The sequence below is a fragment of the Ruegeria sp. AG7 genome (assembly GCF_056541545.1).
In genome coordinates this window covers 39,957-54,397 of record NZ_JBQFYP010000001.1, presented here as the reverse complement: position 1 = coordinate 54,397, position 14,441 = coordinate 39,957, and the positions used below count along the sequence as shown (strand labels likewise).

Here is a 14,441-nt window from a genome sequence, read left to right as displayed (position 1 = left end):
CGCTGCGCCTTTCTGGGGCGCAGCGTGGATCAGGTCAAGCATTCTGAACGGGTTAGCTGCAGATCGCCTGCGCCATCTGGCCAAAGTTCTGGTACCGATCCCACAGCGCATCATCGCGCGCGGATTTCGACATCTTCAGCACCTGCGCCTGATGGGGGTCCTTGAACCATTTCGCCACGGTCTTCTGATCACTGCGCGTCAACGCCTGATCCGCCACGCGCTGAATGCAGCTGCACCGGTCCCGCGTCGCGGCCGAGCGGTCCGACGCCATGCACGCCTGCCTGATCTGCGCCGCATCCGCGTCCTGAGCCACCGCCGTCAGCGATGCCGCACAAAATGCGATAATGAGGAACTGTTTCATACTCGAGCCTCGTTTTTGCCTGCCCGGACGGGTCTTGCGCCCCTCTCGGTCTGCGGCGGAGTATGAATCAAACGGGCGCGCGGATCAATCATACGTTGCGAAAAAGTGATTGCACGGTCCGGAAACGATACACCCCCACCACCCCGTAGGCCGGGCTTCAGCCCGGCACCGGTCAGAGCAAGTGCGGCAGCCAGTCTTCGATGGCTTTGATCAACGCTTCAATTTTCTCTGGATAATTTGCAGCATACCCTGCTCCTGTCGCAGGAATACCCCACTTGATCAAAGTATCGACCGCAAGATCGCCTTTGCCTGCACACCATCTGAGGAATCCTGCCAATCCAGCTTTGAGTTTGCCCAGAATTGCTTCAATCCACTCACGAGCAGGGCGTTCCTCTTCCAAAGCCGTCGAGAGTTCTTCGGTCGCTTCCCAGATCAAGGTTATAGCGCCGGACAACTGTTCATCTTCGATGCTCTCAGGAGGGTTGTTCCCTCCGATACAGTGGCGTGCTGAGGTTCTGACACTCAGGTTGCCTTTGATGTCCGATAAGGCCTTCCCGACTTCCCACCGCGCCCGGATTTGTTCGATCTCATGGGCAATTGCGTCAACCCCAGAGTTCCATATGCTCTCATCGATCAGCGCAATCCTTCGTTGAAGTTCCCAGTCCAACGGTTCACCCTTCAGCATTCCCTCGTACCATTCAGCCCAAAACTCCCATGGCGTCTCGGGGGCATTTTCGGAAAACTGCTGCGACAAGCTGGCGTATGGTTCTGGTACTGCACCATGCCACAGTTCGGTGGCAAACACCTGCTCAGTTTCATCTGGTGTCGCGGTTAGCGCAATAACATCGGCAGATAGCGCTTGGGTAATTTCGGCACCGTAGGTGAATGCGTTGGCATTGAGATCGTGAATTGTTTCTGCAGACGTGGCGCGCGTTGCATAGAAGGTTGCGGCGACGGCAGTAGCGACATTGGATAAGGTCGGTTCGGTTAACGTACCGTACCCGTTTTCGGTATTGGCGGCGTCGAGGGTGACTAGAGCACTAGAGGTGATCAACCTATTTCTGGGTAAAGCCCAGCACCAACGAGTCCAGAAACAATATTGGCTCTAAAGCAAGCTAGAAGGAATTGCGCCTGTTCGCGGCTGCTACTTTCTTGATCTGATAAAACAAAAGCATAGGGAAGAACTTGTAAGGCTGAACGCGTTGCAAATGCTTTCAGTGCCGTGTTTGAAAGCGAATTTAGCCAATCGTCAAACTCTTCTGGACGGGATAATATAACCATGTGCATCCCTGCTAATATGTGCGTTCCAGCCTACCCTCCGGCAGTTTAGCACACAAGCAATGAAACACTGTCTCGTTTCTATTGACCAACCCACGATTCCTCTACATATCCCCACTCCATGACAGACCTCGCTCATATCCGCAATTTCTCCATCGTCGCGCATATCGACCATGGCAAATCCACCCTTGCTGACCGGCTCATCCAAGAGACCGGGACAGTGCAGGATCGTGACATGAAGGAACAGCTGCTCGACAGCATGGATATCGAGCGCGAGCGTGGCATCACCATCAAGGCCAACACGGTTCGCATCGACTATACCGCCGATAATGGCGAGACATATGTGCTGAACCTGATCGACACCCCCGGCCACGTGGATTTCGCCTATGAGGTCAGCCGGTCGATGCGTGCGGTCGAAGGCTCGCTGCTGGTTGTGGACTCGACCCAAGGGGTCGAGGCACAGACGCTGGCCAATGTCTATCAGGCCATCGACGCGGATCATGAGATCGTGCCGGTCCTCAACAAGATCGACCTGCCCGCCTCCGACTGTGACCGCGTGGCCGAACAGATCGAGGACGTGATCGGCATCGACGCAAGCGACGCCATTCAGGTCAGTGCCAAGACCGGGCAGGGCATCCACGAGACGCTGGAAGCGATCGTGCACAAACTGCCCGCGCCGCAGGGTACTCTGGACGCGCCGCTCAAGGCGATGCTGGTGGATTCGTGGTACGACGCCTATCTGGGCGTCATCGTTCTGGTCCGCATCATGGACGGCACGCTGAAAAAGGGGATGCGGGTCAAGTTCATGTCGAACGGCACCCTCCATCATGTCGACCGCGTCGGTGTCTTCCGCCCGGAAATGCAGATGATCGACAGCCTCGGCCCGGGTGAGATCGGGTTTCTCACCGCCTCGATCAAGCAGGTCCGCGACACCCGCGTCGGCGACACCATCACCAATGACCGGGGTGGCGCCGAAGTCGCCCTGCCGGGCTTCAAACCCGCGCAGCCGGTGGTGTTCTGCGGCCTCTTCCCGGTGGATTCAGCCGAATTCGAAGACCTGCGCGACGCGATCGAAAAGCTCGCGCTGAACGACGCCTCATTCTCGTATGAGATGGAAACCTCGGCCGCGCTTGGCTTTGGCTTCCGCTGCGGCTTCCTTGGCCTGTTGCACCTCGAGGTCATCCGCGACCGGATCGAGCGTGAATATGATATCGACCTCATCACCACCGCGCCCAGCGTGATCTATCACGTCTACATGAAAGACGGCGTGATGATCGAGCTGCACAACCCCGCCGACATGCCCGACCTGTCCAAGGTCGACCATCTTGAGGAACCGCGCATCAAGGCGACCATTCTGGTGCCCGACGAATATCTCGGCGACGTGCTGAAACTCTGCCAGGACCGCCGCGGCATCCAGATGGACCTGACCTATGCGGGCCAGCGCGCCATGGTCGTCTATGACCTGCCCCTGAACGAGGTTGTCTTTGACTTCTACGACCGCCTGAAATCGGTGACCAAGGGCTATGCCAGCTTTGACTACCAGATGACCGGCTACCGTCAGGACGCGCTGGTCAAGATGTCGATCCTTGTGAATGACGAACCGGTCGATGCGCTGTCGACCATGGTTCACCGCGACCGGGCCGAGATGCGGGGCCGCGCGATGTGCGAAAAGCTCAAGGACCTGATCCCGCGCCACATGTTCAAAATCCCGATCCAGGCCGCCATCGGAGGCAAGGTCATCGCCCGCGAGACCCTGTCCGCCCTGCGCAAGGACGTGACCGCAAAATGCTACGGCGGCGACGCCACCCGGAAACGCAAACTGCTGGACAAGCAGAAGGCGGGGAAAAAGAAGATGCGCCAGTTCGGGAAGGTCGATATCCCGCAGGAGGCGTTTATTTCAGCACTAAAAATGGACAGCTAAGGCTGTCCATTTTTAGTGACGGTGGGCGAAAGCGGTTGGCGCAGCCAACCTGCGTGCCCACACGGTTGGGGGGGAGCGACCGAGTTTCCTAAGTAGGGTGCTCTACTATCGGCACGATCGCTCGATGTACTCTAATTGGCAAATCTTCTTGGATACGGCCAATCATCCCAAGAACGATGAGGTAGATTCGATCTGCGTCTGCTAGTACTTCGTCAATACTTTCTTTTGTCACGGCACTTGTTGAACGTTTGAAGATAGGGTCCTTTCTCGAGCCAGTGTTCGTCACATAGTCAACACGAAGGAAACCGTTCAGCGATCCGAAAAAAGCGCCATGCGCGGCCATATGTCGGTTACCAACAAACCTTCCTATCCAATCTGATAACGCTGACAAGTCTTCATCGAATCCAAATTTTTTGGCGAGTTCGCTAGACTTTTTCAATTCTCTGATGAGTTCTTTTGTAGGGAGCTTTCGAACTTGGCAGTACCGATCAAACCAGTCTTTGTTTTCTGGCTTCAATCCTTCAAGGCAAACAATCAGCGCACTTACCCAAAGTTCAATGTGAGCGCAGGTTTGTAGATAGAGCCCTAGGCAATAAGCGAACTCTTTTGGAAGCAATCCCTCCATAGCCGTGCCTTTGTCAAAAAATTGTTCACTCATGTATTTGCTCGAACAGGTTCTGTCTCAATCAGCTGATTGAGCGCGAAAAAAATAGCTGCAGCAAGAGCTTATTTCTATTTTTTTGCTTTGTGCCGCGGTCAAATCAACCCACCCACCCGGCGGCATCACCGGGCCGCGTCATGCTGAAAGCATGCCTCCGGCATGACCCGCCCCCGTCAAACCAGAGGTTTGCCTCCGGCAAAACGGGCGGCGCGTTTGCTCCCCGGGGCTCCGCCCGTTCGGCCCTGAAGCGGTCCACTGGACCGTTTCCGAGACGGGCCTCACCCCCTCGGGCCGGCGCTGCCCTCTGTTCTGTCGCCCAATCGGGTTTAATATGCCGTAGGGCGGGCTTCAGCCCGCCAATCCACCACTCCCCCATTTCCCCGACCTCAAAACCAACGCGCATGGATTGGCTGCGTCCGGTGGCGGGCTGAAGCCCGCCCTACGGGGTGGTGTTCAAATTTCGGGAAAATGGCAAACAGTGATACACTCCCGGCATTCCAATCAATTGATAAACGGAGGGATTGCCATGGACGCGCAACTTCGGGCGCAATACGCCATCAGCCGGTTTCAAGACTACCACGTCATCATGCGCACCACGCTGTTCTGCTTTGTCGGTATCGCCGCCATCATCAGCTTTGCGCCCGACGGTTATGCGCTGGCTCAGGCCATTCTGGTCATCGCCACAACCGCCTACGGCATTCTGGCGGGCGGGGCCACTTTGGATGATCTGGTCAATCTGCGTTCTGATATCGACGGGGAATTCGCCAATACCCATTATGCCAAGGGGTTGCAGAACAGGAACACAAAAGGGTTGAAGCTGGTCTCTCACGCGCTGATTGGCCTGACCGGGCTGGTCCTGCTGATCGCAGCGTTTGTCTAGCCCGTCGCGACATCCGTAGGGCAGGGTTGGTTGGGCGGTTGTATCAGCGCTTGCGCCATTGGGGCTCTGGCCGTTCGCGGCCCTCGGGTCTGCGGGTCAATCGCCGAAACCACACCTCACCCGCGCGGCACCAAATGCAACCATTGCATCGGAAAACCGCGCCCCTCGGACAGGATCGGCCATTTGAAATCATCCCCCAACCGGATAATCTCATCCATCTCGGACGTGTCGCGCACGCTTCCGTCTACATAGGCGACATCAAAATACCCGGCGCAGAACGCTTCGATCGCTTTCAGTTTCGCATCGCCATCCTCGACCATCTGGGGGTGCAGTTCGATCAGAAACTCCGATCTGCGGAAATGCGTCAGAAAATCTTCGGTCAACAGGCTGAATTCAACGCCCTCGATATCGATCAGAAAGAAGATGTCGGCCGGGTCGGGGGCCACGCTTGCGATGTTTTCAACCGTGTCCGTCAGCGCATCCCCAAACACCGTCACCCGGTCGCTCACGCCGTTATGTTCCGCCGTTTCGCGGATGACATCCCGGCCTTTTGCCGAAACCTCAAAGCACACGCTTTTTTCGAACTGCCCGGCGGCCACCAGCCCGACGCCCCAAAAGCCGTCCGCCGCGCCGATATCCACCAGCACCGGCTTGTCCGAGTTGCTCAGCACCTTCAGGTTCTGCTGCTCATACAGGCCAAAGATTTTTGTGGCCGTATCCGAATGCCCGCCCCAGAATGCGTTTTCGACAAAGCGAAACCCCTTCATCGGCCCGCACAGCACCTGTCCGCGGCTTTGTTCCAGCACGAACAGCGAAAACTCGTTGCGGAACCTGCGCACAATGCTCTTGAACTCTCGATGTTGTCGCTTTGGAAATCGCATGTTCTGTCTGGCGCTTTTCAAGTTTGACCGGACGCCCCCGGATGAGGGCAGTTGCCTGAAATCCCTGTTTAAGTTGAGGCGCGCGGTGTTGGAAGGAAAAACGCAATGCGCAATACCCGGCAGGATGGGGTTTTCTTCTTGTCCACCTTTCCCGCGCATAAACCCTTGATGAAGTTTCCTTCAGACAAGTTGTAACCGCCGCGCGCCCTTCCAATCTCAGTCACAGGCCAGCACGGCCCGCATCCCAAAGGAGGGTGCCGATCATCAGATCAGAGATTTCCGTAGCCTGCGCACCGGGACTGTTTTCGACCCCGTTCCGGCCCGTCAGGTGAACCGAAGCGTTTCCGGCCCGGTCGGGTTGTTAAGGGGTATGAGCCGCCATTGCTCACGGATTGCGGCGGAGGGGGTGTTGGTACCACCGCCGGGCCGGAACGCTTCTCAGAAACGGAACCAGCGTCTCCATCGTGCGGAGGCAGGCCGGGCGGCCAGTTCACCGCCTGCGACAGGATCCAGACCGCCCCGCGCAAGAATGCGGCGTTCCTCGGCGCGGGTCATCTGGATCTCGCGGACCTTCAGCGCGGCCTCGCGTGCGGTGACATAGCGGCCGTCCGGTCCCGGTTCCATACCGGGGATGTTGCGCCCCTTCGACCACATCCCCCGCAGCCCCGACAGCGGGTGTTTCCATCCGATCTCCTCATCATCCTGCAACTGCCAGATCCGGTTGGCCTCGGTCATCGAGACCAGCGCGGCCAGCGGCTTGCCGTGCCGGGTCAGGATGATCACTTCACGCGGGTCCTGGGCGCGGGTGATCAACGGCCCCAGATGGGCGCGGGCATAGGAAATGGTGCAGCGCATCGGCGAATCTCCGTCTGTACGATTCGTAAGATTGGAGGTCCGAGCGTTGTACAAATCGCACAATTTTGGCCTAACGGCCCGCGCGGAGCGTTTTGCACCCGCAGCATCGCAGGAATTTCGGGCGCCGGGGTCATGTCCGGTTTTTTCCGCCCTCAACCCTTCGCGGGATCGGGGATTCTCGGGTTATCCACAAAACTCTCCCGCCGGATATCAACATCTTATCCCCGTCTAATTTTCATGCTGCAGTGCTATTTGCTTGTCGGATGCAGGGCGTGGTGCAACAGTCATCTCACCGCACAGGGTCTTCGGAACCGGGGCGGGACGCAAAGGCCAAGGGGGTCTGAGCAGAGGAAGGCGGATCTTAGGATTTGCATTTAACTGCAAAGGCTTACCGGTTGGTGATCAGCCAGATATGGGTCTCGGACCCAGGTCGGGTGGCCATCTTCTCAAACGGCCAATGCATGTCGCGATGGACCTTAGGGGACAAAGCGGCGGCTACAGTCTCTCAGGGGGCTGGGGCGACTGGATCGGAGTGCTCCTCGGGGTGCGTCGACCCGGTAAGGCGTCAGGGCGTATCCGTAAGGGTACATGCAAAGACCGCGTCTGCGCACCTGACGCCTTTTCTTATGCCGAAATTCGGTTTCATACAGGCTACCACTCACCCCTGCCGAACGGGAACGGGGCTCTTCTGCGTGCGCGAAAGAGCCCCGATTTAGTGTCAGATATGCAATGCCGCGTCTATGCACCTGTAGGGCTAGACTACTGCGTGTGGGCGCAATCTTCAACCATATATTGCGTTAATGTTCGGTTTGCCCGCAAGATAAGCGCGTTTTACAGGCTTTCCTGCACGTCCGAAGCTGCGTTCTGGATTGCATCCCCGGCCTTTTCGATATCTTTACCCGCGCCTTTGGCGGTTTCGCAGGCGGTCAGTGCAAACAGGCTCAGGCCAATCAGAATTACGCGGATCATGTGTGTCTCCTCAGTGCTCGATACGGATTCGGTAGCACCTTTCTCGACACCAAGCCAGAGCTAGCCTTTGTCCTCACCGCAGAACAGCTCGTACACCACTTCAAGCATCCGGCGCGGGCGGTCATCGGCCAACCGGTAGAAGATGGTTTTGCCCTCTCTGCGCGGTATCACAAGCCCCTCCAGACGCAGGCGGGAAAGCTGTTGCGAAACAGCGGCTTGTCTGGCGGACAACAGCTCTTCCAACTCGGTGACAGATTTCTCACCGAAGACCAGGTGACACAGGATCATCAGCCGGCCTTCGTGACTGATTGCTTTGAGGAAGTTGGACGCGCGTGTCGCATTATCGACCATACGATCCAGGTCGTGTTGCGACATGTCCTGAGACAGCTGTGGAAGTGCCATCGAATGTGTTCCTTGTGAACCCGTTGACCGGGCGTAGTTTCCGTTACGTAAAGCTCGTCGCCTGCGAGCCCCTTCAGTACATGTTTCGATCAATTATTGCTATATGTATGAATCAAAAAACCGTGATCAGAAAAGGGGAACCCGCAGCCGTTTTTCCCGCAGCCCCTTGTGCAGGGCGCAATCACGGATGTGGTGGTACTGCGAGGCAGCGGCAGGTGTGGCAATCTTATTGGCGTTGGTCCACATTCGTTCCGTGTTCTCACCGACACCCCCTTGCAGCCCCCCGGAGCCAACACTAAGACTCAGGTAACACTTGTTGGGATAATGTCCCGATCCACAGCAAAACAGGCAGGTTGCGAATGTTCGATCCCGTAGATACCTACATGAATACGCTTGTCCCCATGGTCGTTGAGCAGACCAGCCGGGGCGAGCGCGCTTATGATATTTTCTCCCGCCTGCTGAAAGAGCGGATCATTTTCATCAACGGCCCGATTCACGATGGCATGAGCCATCTGATCGTGGCCCAGCTGCTGCACCTTGAAGCGGAAAACCCCAAAAAGGAAATCTCGATCTACATCAACTCGCCCGGTGGCGTTGTGACCAGCGGTTTGTCGATTTACGATACAATGCAGTATATCAAGCCGAAATGTTCCACTTTGGTGATCGGTCAGGCCGCCTCGATGGGATCGGTTCTGCTGGCCGGTGGCGAGAAAGGGATGCGCTTTTCGCTGCCCAACAGCCGGATCATGGTGCACCAGCCCAGCGGCGGATATCAGGGCCAGGCCAGTGATATCATGATCCACGCGGCCGAGACGCAAAAACTCAAGGATCGCCTTTATGATATCTATGTACGTCATACCGGGCAGACGAAAAAAGCAGTTGAAAAAGCGCTGGACCGTGACAATTTCATGAGCCCGGAAGAGGCCAAGGAATGGGGCCACATCGACGAGATCGTGGAAAACCGCGCAAAAACGGACGCGGATGAGGTCTGAGTTCCGGAGCCTGCGTCACCGGCGCAGGAACCATTTTGAGATTGTAGCGGCCAAAACGCTGGCCTAAGCTGCACGAACAGGCGAAAACGCATCCCCGCCGGGGGTGCTGGGGTGAGGCCCGAAAGGTAGATCATGGCGACGAATTCAGGCGGTGACGGGAAAAACACGCTCTACTGCAGCTTCTGCGGCAAAAGCCAGCATGAGGTGCGTAAGCTGATCGCAGGCCCGACCGTTTTCATCTGTGATGAATGTGTCGAACTTTGCATGGACATCATCCGCGAAGAGACCAAGGCCAGCGGGCTGAAGTCTTCGGACGGCGTTCCGACGCCCAAGGATATCTGTGAGGTGCTGGACGATTACGTGATCGGCCAGTCCACCGCAAAACGCGTCCTGTCGGTTGCGGTCCACAACCACTACAAACGTCTGAACCACGCCCAGAAGGCGGGCAATGATATCGAACTGGCGAAATCCAATATTCTGCTGATCGGCCCCACCGGCTGTGGCAAGACGCTGCTTGCGCAGACACTGGCCCGGATACTGGATGTTCCCTTTACCATGGCCGATGCCACCACGCTGACCGAAGCCGGTTACGTGGGCGAGGATGTTGAAAACATCATTCTCAAGCTTTTGCAGGCCAGCGAATACAATGTCGAACGCGCGCAGCGCGGCATCGTCTATATCGACGAAGTCGACAAGATCACCCGCAAATCCGAGAACCCGTCGATCACGCGCGACGTGTCCGGTGAGGGCGTGCAGCAGGCGCTGCTGAAACTGATGGAAGGCACCGTGGCCAGCGTTCCGCCGCAGGGCGGCCGCAAACACCCGCAGCAGGAGTTCCTGCAAGTGGACACCACGAACATCCTGTTCATCTGTGGCGGTGCTTTTGCGGGTCTGGACAGGATCATTGCACAACGCGGCAAGGGCTCGGCCATGGGCTTTGGCGCCGATGTGCGTGACAATGACGAGCGCGGCGTGGGCGAGATCTTCAAGGATCTGGAACCCGAAGATCTGCTGAAATTCGGCCTGATCCCCGAATTCGTGGGCCGTCTGCCGGTTCTGGCAACGCTTGAGGATCTGGACGAAGAAGCGCTGGTCACCATCCTGACCAAGCCAAAGAACGCCTTGGTCAAGCAATACCAGCGCCTGTTTGAGCTGGAAGATGTTGAGTTGGGCTTCACCGATGACGCGCTGAAGGCAATTGCCAAGAAGGCCATCGAGCGCAAGACCGGTGCACGCGGCCTGCGATCTATTCTCGAGGATATCCTGCTGGACACCATGTTCGAACTGCCGGGCATGAAAAATGTCAGCGAGGTTGTGGTGAACGAAGAGGCGGTGATGTCCGACGCGCAGCCGCTGTTCATCTATGCCGATGCGGCCAAGGAATCGGCCTCGGCGGGTTGAGGCCGGGCTTTTTGCCGCGACGGTGGGACTTCAGTTGAACCGGTTCAGGGGGCTCTGCCCCCGCCGCCCTTCGGGCATCTCCCCCGGGATATTTATAGCCAGATGAAGCTGGGGATCCGTCGCTCGCACGCGAAGGCATGCGCGGTCAGGCGGCGGGAGCTTAAGCAAGTTTTCGAACGACAAAGGTGACAGGTTATGACTGTGAAACGCATTTCTTCGGGCGGTGAGTTTGAGGCGAAAGTCGGCTATTGCCGCGCGGTGGTTGCGGGTGGCTGGGTTCATGTCGCCGGGACCGTCGGGCAGGGTGACGACGTGGTGGCGCAATGCCGGTCTGCGCTGGATGTCATAGGTGAGGCGCTGGCTGAGGCAGGCGCGGGTTTCGAAGATGTGGTTCGGGTCACCTACATGTTGCCGGATCGCAATGAGTTCGCGCCGTGCTGGCCGGTTCTGGCCGAGACGTTTGGCGCCAATCCACCGGCCGCGACGATGATCGAATGCGGTTTGATTGATCCGAAGTACCGGATCGAGATCGAAGTGACCGCCTTCCTGCCGGAGTAACACTGGAAGCCCAAGGGGCACTGGACCTTGGCGAGCCTTTGGTCCATACCTTCTCTCGACCGAAATGCCGGAGGCAGCCGATGGGAATCCTGAACAGTCTTTTACGAGCCGTGACCTGGTGGAACGGGTCAACACTGAACACGCAGCTTTATACGGCGCGCAAGGGTGTGAAAGTGGGCGAAGACAATGAAGGCAATGTGTTTTATCGCACCGCCGACGACAGCAGGCGCTGGGTGATTTTCAATGGCGAGGCCGAAGCCAGCCGGATTGACCCGGAATGGCACGGCTGGTTGCATCGCACCTGGGATGAACCCCCGACCGACAAGCCGCTGCCGCACAAAGCCTGGGAAAAACCGCATCAGGAGAACCTGACAGGTACGGCACTGGCCTATGCGCCTGCCGGGTCGCTGCGTCGGGCCAAGCCGGTTGAGCGCAGGGATTACGAGGCCTGGAGCCCGGAATAAACGAGGCGAAGATGTCGACCCATAACTGGACCGAAGTTCTTGTCGGAGGCGTCGTATTGGCCGGTGCCATCGCGTTTGGCGTCTATGCCAGCCAATCGACCGGCCTGTCGCAAGGTGCTGCGGGCTATGAGTTGGGCGCCTCGTTCCGGTCGCTGGAAGGGGTGGGCGTCGGCACCGATGTCCGTCTTGCCGGTGTGAAAATCGGCACTGTTACCGGGGTCAAGCTGAACCCGGATAATTATCGTGCTGACACGACTTTCTCTGTTGCGGAAGGCGTTCTTGTGCCCGATGACAGCGCCATCGTGATCTCGTCCGAAGGGTTGCTGGGTGGAAACTTTGTCGAAGTTATGCCCGGCGGTTCGCCCTTCTTTTTTGAACCCGGAGACGAGATTCAGGATACCCAGGGTGCGGTCAGCCTGATCTCGCTGCTGGTCAAGTTCGTGGCCGGAGATGGCGGCGAATGATGCGCGCCGCCCTGATTGCCCTGTTGCTGACTGGAACCGGCGCCGCCGCGCAGCAGAAAGTCAACTCTGGCCCCGGCGCCATGCTGCGGGGGCTCGACAAGGTTAGTGGCCAGACGGTTGATATCGAATTGCAGACAGGTCAGACCGAACCTGTGTTCGGGCTGGATGTGGCGCTGGGGGATTGCCGGTATCCGGTGGACAACCCGACAGGCGATGCCTTCGCCTATCTGACCATTTGGGAAACGGGCAAGGCGGATCAGCTGTTTGACGGCTGGATGATCGCGACCTCTCCGGCGCTGAATGCGCTGGATCACGCGCGGTATGACGTTTGGGTCATCCGCTGTATCACGCCTTCTGCGGACTGAGTGATCGGCGCGGCAAAGTCGGCGCTCTGGCTCAGGGCTTCTTCCAGTTCTTTCTTGTAAGCACCACGCGGGATTTCGATCGCCCCAAGGGACGCCAGATGCGCGGTCAGGAACTGCGTGTCAAACAGGTGAAAGCCGGTTTGCCGCAGCCGGTCCACAAGATAGGCGAGCGCGATTTTCGAGGCATCCGTGCGACGCGAAAACATGCTTTCGCCAAAGAACGCGGCCCCCAGCGTCACGCCATATACGCCGCCCACCAGTGCCGCTCCATCCCAAACTTCCAGAGAATGCGCATGACCGGATTGGTGGAGCTGGCGATAAAGGGCGTGCAGTTCCGCGTTGATCCAGGTATCGGATCGGTCGGCGCACCCATCAACAACGCCGGAAAAATCCCGGTTGATTGAAATCCCGAACCCGCAGTTCCGGATGCGGCGGGCCAGACTGCGCGAGATGTGGAACCCGTCCAGCGGAAATATCCCGCGAAACTTGGGATCAACCCAGAACAGTTCAGGATCGTCGCGGTGTTCGGCCATCGGGAAGATACCGATGGAATACCCGTGCAGCAGCAGTTCGGGGGTCAGGCTCATGCCGGTGATAGGGCGACCAGAGGGCGCGGGCCCTCTGGCACATGGCCCTTATTTTTCCATGTTCTCCGCAAGCCAGCGCTCCAGCCAGTGGATGTTGTACTCGCCGCTGTGCAGATCGGGCTCCTGCAACAGGGCGTGGAAAAGGGGTACGGTGGTGTCGATACCGTCGACGATCAACTCTCCCAGCGCGCGTTGCAGACGCGCCAGCGCCTCGGCCCGGTCGCGGCCCTGCACGATCAGCTTGCCAATCAGCGAGTCGTAATAGGGCGGGATCGAATAGCCGTCATAAAGTGCCGAGTCCATCCGCACGCCCAAACCGCCCGGCGCGTGATAGGCCGTGATCTTGCCGGGGCAGGGCGAAAAGTTCGGCAGCTTCTCCGCGTTGATCCGAACCTCGATGGCGTGGCCGTTGATCTTCAGATCGTCCTGACCGAATGACATCGATTCACCCGCTGCGACAAGGATTTGTTCGCGCACCAGATCGACGCCAAAGATCCCTTCGGTGACCGGGTGTTCCACCTGAAGGCGGGTGTTCATCTCGATGAAATAGAACTCGCCCTTTTCATACAGGAACTCGATGGTGCCAGCGCCGATATAGTTGATCTTGGCCACTGCGTCGGCGCAGATCTTGCCGATCCGGGCGCGCTCTTCGGCGGTAATGCAGGGGCCGGGGGCCTCTTCAAAGACCTTCTGGTGACGGCGCTGCAACGAACAATCGCGCTCGCCCAGATGCACCGCATTGCCCTTGCCGTCGCCAAAGACCTGAATCTCGATATGGCGCGGCGTGGTCAGATATTTCTCGATATAGACCTCGTCATTGCCAAAGGCGGCCTTGCCTTCGGCGCGTGCGGTCATGAAGGCGCTTTCCATCTCTTTCGCGTTCATCGCGACTTTCATGCCGCGCCCACCGCCGCCAGCGGTGGCTTTGATGATGACGGGATAACCGAATTCCTCACCGATGCGTTTGGCGTCGGCCAGCGTGGGAACGCCACCGTCCGACCCCGGAACACAAGGCACACCCAGCGCCTTCATTGTGTCCTTGGCGGTGATCTTGTCGCCCATGACGCGGATATGTTCCGCGGTGGGACCGATGAACGTGATGCCATGATCTTCGACGATCTGCACGAACTCGGCGTTTTCGGACAAAAAGCCATAGCCGGGATGGATCGCCTGCGCGCCGGTAATCTCACAGGCCGAGATGATGGCGGGCACCGACAGATAGCTTTGCGGGCTGGGCGGGGGGCCGATGCACACCGATTCGTCCGCCATGCGCACATGCATCGCGTCGCTGTCGGCGGTGGAGTGGACGGCAACCGTCTTTATCCCCATCTCGCGTGCGGCGCGGATGACGCGCAGGGCGATCTCGCCTCGGTTGGCAATCAGGATCTTGTCGAACATGGGC

The 14,441-nt window shown here is 58.2% G+C and carries 18 protein-coding genes; 8 read left to right on the top strand and 10 right to left on the bottom strand.

Going from position 1 to position 14,441, the window contains the following annotated elements:
• Positions 1 to 52: 52 nt before the first annotated feature.
• From ACR0BF_RS00320 to ACR0BF_RS00310, 3 genes are all read right to left on the bottom strand, one after another.
• Positions 53 to 361, bottom strand: a complete 309-nt coding sequence (locus ACR0BF_RS00320; RefSeq protein ID WP_480624032.1) for a hypothetical protein — start codon at positions 359 to 361, stop codon at positions 53 to 55.
• A gap of 172 nt (positions 362 to 533) precedes the next feature.
• Entirely contained in the window at positions 534 to 1,415 is an 882-nt protein-coding gene (locus ACR0BF_RS00315; protein ID WP_480624031.1) for a hypothetical protein, read from the bottom strand.
• The gene (locus ACR0BF_RS00310; RefSeq protein ID WP_480624030.1) at positions 1,412 to 1,642 is read right to left on the bottom strand and encodes a hypothetical protein; all 231 of its coding nucleotides are present in this window, start codon (positions 1,640 to 1,642) and stop codon (positions 1,412 to 1,414) included. The genes ACR0BF_RS00315 and ACR0BF_RS00310 overlap by 4 nt, the downstream gene beginning before the upstream one ends.
• A 118-nt stretch (positions 1,643 to 1,760) precedes the next feature.
• Between ACR0BF_RS00310 and lepA the strand changes: the two genes are divergently transcribed.
• Positions 1,761 to 3,560, top strand: a complete 1,800-nt coding sequence (gene lepA, locus ACR0BF_RS00305) for a translation elongation factor 4 (RefSeq protein ID WP_480624029.1) — start codon at positions 1,761 to 1,763, stop codon at positions 3,558 to 3,560.
• Between the two features lie 88 nt (positions 3,561 to 3,648).
• Here lepA and ACR0BF_RS00300 read toward each other — a convergent pair whose 3' ends face one another.
• Positions 3,649 to 4,218 (bottom strand): hypothetical protein, encoded by a 570-nt coding sequence (locus tag ACR0BF_RS00300; RefSeq protein ID WP_480624028.1) that lies wholly within the window; start codon positions 4,216 to 4,218, stop codon positions 3,649 to 3,651.
• A gap of 529 nt (positions 4,219 to 4,747) precedes the next feature.
• Here ACR0BF_RS00300 and ACR0BF_RS00295 point away from each other — a divergent pair.
• Positions 4,748 to 5,101, top strand: a complete 354-nt coding sequence (locus tag ACR0BF_RS00295) for a hypothetical protein (RefSeq protein ID WP_480624027.1) — start codon at positions 4,748 to 4,750, stop codon at positions 5,099 to 5,101.
• A 116-nt stretch (positions 5,102 to 5,217) separates the two neighbouring features.
• Here the strand turns inward: ACR0BF_RS00295 and ACR0BF_RS00290 are convergent, their stop codons facing one another.
• From ACR0BF_RS00290 to ACR0BF_RS00275, 4 genes are all read right to left on the bottom strand, one after another.
• The gene (locus tag ACR0BF_RS00290; protein WP_480624026.1) at positions 5,218 to 5,982 is read right to left on the bottom strand and encodes an SAM-dependent methyltransferase; all 765 of its coding nucleotides are present in this window, start codon (positions 5,980 to 5,982) and stop codon (positions 5,218 to 5,220) included.
• Positions 5,983 to 6,420: 438 nt separating this feature from the next.
• Positions 6,421 to 6,837 (bottom strand): type II toxin-antitoxin system Phd/YefM family antitoxin, encoded by a 417-nt coding sequence (locus ACR0BF_RS00285; RefSeq protein ID WP_480518955.1) that lies wholly within the window; start codon positions 6,835 to 6,837, stop codon positions 6,421 to 6,423.
• Between the two features lie 831 nt (positions 6,838 to 7,668).
• Positions 7,669 to 7,806, bottom strand: coding sequence for an entericidin A/B family lipoprotein (locus ACR0BF_RS00280; protein ID WP_209505735.1), 138 nt, complete (start codon positions 7,804 to 7,806; stop codon positions 7,669 to 7,671).
• Between the two features lie 60 nt (positions 7,807 to 7,866).
• The gene (locus ACR0BF_RS00275) at positions 7,867 to 8,208 is read right to left on the bottom strand and encodes an ArsR/SmtB family transcription factor (protein ID WP_480624025.1); all 342 of its coding nucleotides are present in this window, start codon (positions 8,206 to 8,208) and stop codon (positions 7,867 to 7,869) included.
• Between the two features lie 359 nt (positions 8,209 to 8,567).
• Between ACR0BF_RS00275 and ACR0BF_RS00270 the strand changes: the two genes are divergently transcribed.
• The 6 genes from ACR0BF_RS00270 to ACR0BF_RS00245 all read left to right on the top strand — a co-directional run bounded on the left by ACR0BF_RS00270 (position 8,568) and on the right by ACR0BF_RS00245 (position 12,452).
• The gene (locus ACR0BF_RS00270) at positions 8,568 to 9,200 is read left to right on the top strand and encodes an ATP-dependent Clp protease proteolytic subunit (protein ID WP_480473624.1); all 633 of its coding nucleotides are present in this window, start codon (positions 8,568 to 8,570) and stop codon (positions 9,198 to 9,200) included.
• Positions 9,201 to 9,332: 132 nt separating this feature from the next.
• The gene (clpX, locus tag ACR0BF_RS00265) at positions 9,333 to 10,601 is read left to right on the top strand and encodes an ATP-dependent Clp protease ATP-binding subunit ClpX (protein ID WP_480473623.1); all 1,269 of its coding nucleotides are present in this window, start codon (positions 9,333 to 9,335) and stop codon (positions 10,599 to 10,601) included.
• A gap of 195 nt (positions 10,602 to 10,796) precedes the next feature.
• Positions 10,797 to 11,159, top strand: a complete 363-nt coding sequence (locus ACR0BF_RS00260) for a RidA family protein (protein ID WP_480624024.1) — start codon at positions 10,797 to 10,799, stop codon at positions 11,157 to 11,159.
• 80 nt (positions 11,160 to 11,239) lie between these two features.
• Positions 11,240 to 11,623 (top strand): NADH:ubiquinone oxidoreductase subunit NDUFA12, encoded by a 384-nt coding sequence (locus tag ACR0BF_RS00255; protein WP_480484513.1) that lies wholly within the window; start codon positions 11,240 to 11,242, stop codon positions 11,621 to 11,623.
• A gap of 11 nt (positions 11,624 to 11,634) precedes the next feature.
• Positions 11,635 to 12,087: an outer membrane lipid asymmetry maintenance protein MlaD gene (mlaD, locus tag ACR0BF_RS00250; protein ID WP_480624023.1), complete on the top strand. Its 453-nt coding sequence runs from the start codon at positions 11,635 to 11,637 to the stop codon at positions 12,085 to 12,087.
• Positions 12,084 to 12,452 (top strand): DUF2155 domain-containing protein, encoded by a 369-nt coding sequence (locus ACR0BF_RS00245; RefSeq protein WP_480484511.1) that lies wholly within the window; start codon positions 12,084 to 12,086, stop codon positions 12,450 to 12,452. The genes mlaD and ACR0BF_RS00245 overlap by 4 nt, the downstream gene beginning before the upstream one ends.
• On the opposite strand, the gene aat is transcribed toward ACR0BF_RS00245, so the two are convergent.
• Positions 12,398 to 13,039, bottom strand: a complete 642-nt coding sequence (gene aat, locus ACR0BF_RS00240) for a leucyl/phenylalanyl-tRNA--protein transferase (protein WP_480624022.1) — start codon at positions 13,037 to 13,039, stop codon at positions 12,398 to 12,400. The genes ACR0BF_RS00245 and aat overlap by 55 nt on opposite strands.
• Positions 13,040 to 13,087: 48 nt before the next feature.
• The gene (gene accC / locus ACR0BF_RS00235) at positions 13,088 to 14,437 is read right to left on the bottom strand and encodes an acetyl-CoA carboxylase biotin carboxylase subunit (RefSeq protein ID WP_480624021.1); all 1,350 of its coding nucleotides are present in this window, start codon (positions 14,435 to 14,437) and stop codon (positions 13,088 to 13,090) included.
• Between the last annotated feature and the right edge of the window lie 4 nt (positions 14,438 to 14,441).

Coding starts and splice junctions, on each gene's coding strand:
- ACR0BF_RS00285 (WP_480518955.1), bottom strand. CDS start 6,837: ATGCGCTGCACCATTTCCTATGCCCGCGCCCATCTGGGGCCGTTGATC.
- ACR0BF_RS00310 (WP_480624030.1), bottom strand. CDS start 1,642: ATGGTTATATTATCCCGTCCAGAAGAGTTTGACGATTGGCTAAATTCG.
- ACR0BF_RS00295 (WP_480624027.1), top strand. CDS start 4,748: ATGGACGCGCAACTTCGGGCGCAATACGCCATCAGCCGGTTTCAAGAC.
- clpX (WP_480473623.1), top strand. CDS start 9,333: ATGGCGACGAATTCAGGCGGTGACGGGAAAAACACGCTCTACTGCAGC.
- ACR0BF_RS00290 (WP_480624026.1), bottom strand. CDS start 5,982: ATGCGATTTCCAAAGCGACAACATCGAGAGTTCAAGAGCATTGTGCGC.
- ACR0BF_RS00280 (WP_209505735.1), bottom strand. CDS start 7,806: ATGATCCGCGTAATTCTGATTGGCCTGAGCCTGTTTGCACTGACCGCC.
- mlaD (WP_480624023.1), top strand. CDS start 11,635: ATGTCGACCCATAACTGGACCGAAGTTCTTGTCGGAGGCGTCGTATTG.
- ACR0BF_RS00270 (WP_480473624.1), top strand. CDS start 8,568: ATGTTCGATCCCGTAGATACCTACATGAATACGCTTGTCCCCATGGTC.
- ACR0BF_RS00300 (WP_480624028.1), bottom strand. CDS start 4,218: ATGAGTGAACAATTTTTTGACAAAGGCACGGCTATGGAGGGATTGCTT.
- ACR0BF_RS00275 (WP_480624025.1), bottom strand. CDS start 8,208: ATGGCACTTCCACAGCTGTCTCAGGACATGTCGCAACACGACCTGGAT.
- ACR0BF_RS00320 (WP_480624032.1), bottom strand. CDS start 361: ATGAAACAGTTCCTCATTATCGCATTTTGTGCGGCATCGCTGACGGCG.
- aat (WP_480624022.1), bottom strand. CDS start 13,039: ATGAGCCTGACCCCCGAACTGCTGCTGCACGGGTATTCCATCGGTATC.
- lepA (WP_480624029.1), top strand. CDS start 1,761: ATGACAGACCTCGCTCATATCCGCAATTTCTCCATCGTCGCGCATATC.
- accC (WP_480624021.1), bottom strand. CDS start 14,437: ATGTTCGACAAGATCCTGATTGCCAACCGAGGCGAGATCGCCCTGCGC.
- ACR0BF_RS00255 (WP_480484513.1), top strand. CDS start 11,240: ATGGGAATCCTGAACAGTCTTTTACGAGCCGTGACCTGGTGGAACGGG.
- ACR0BF_RS00260 (WP_480624024.1), top strand. CDS start 10,797: ATGACTGTGAAACGCATTTCTTCGGGCGGTGAGTTTGAGGCGAAAGTC.
- ACR0BF_RS00245 (WP_480484511.1), top strand. CDS start 12,084: ATGATGCGCGCCGCCCTGATTGCCCTGTTGCTGACTGGAACCGGCGCC.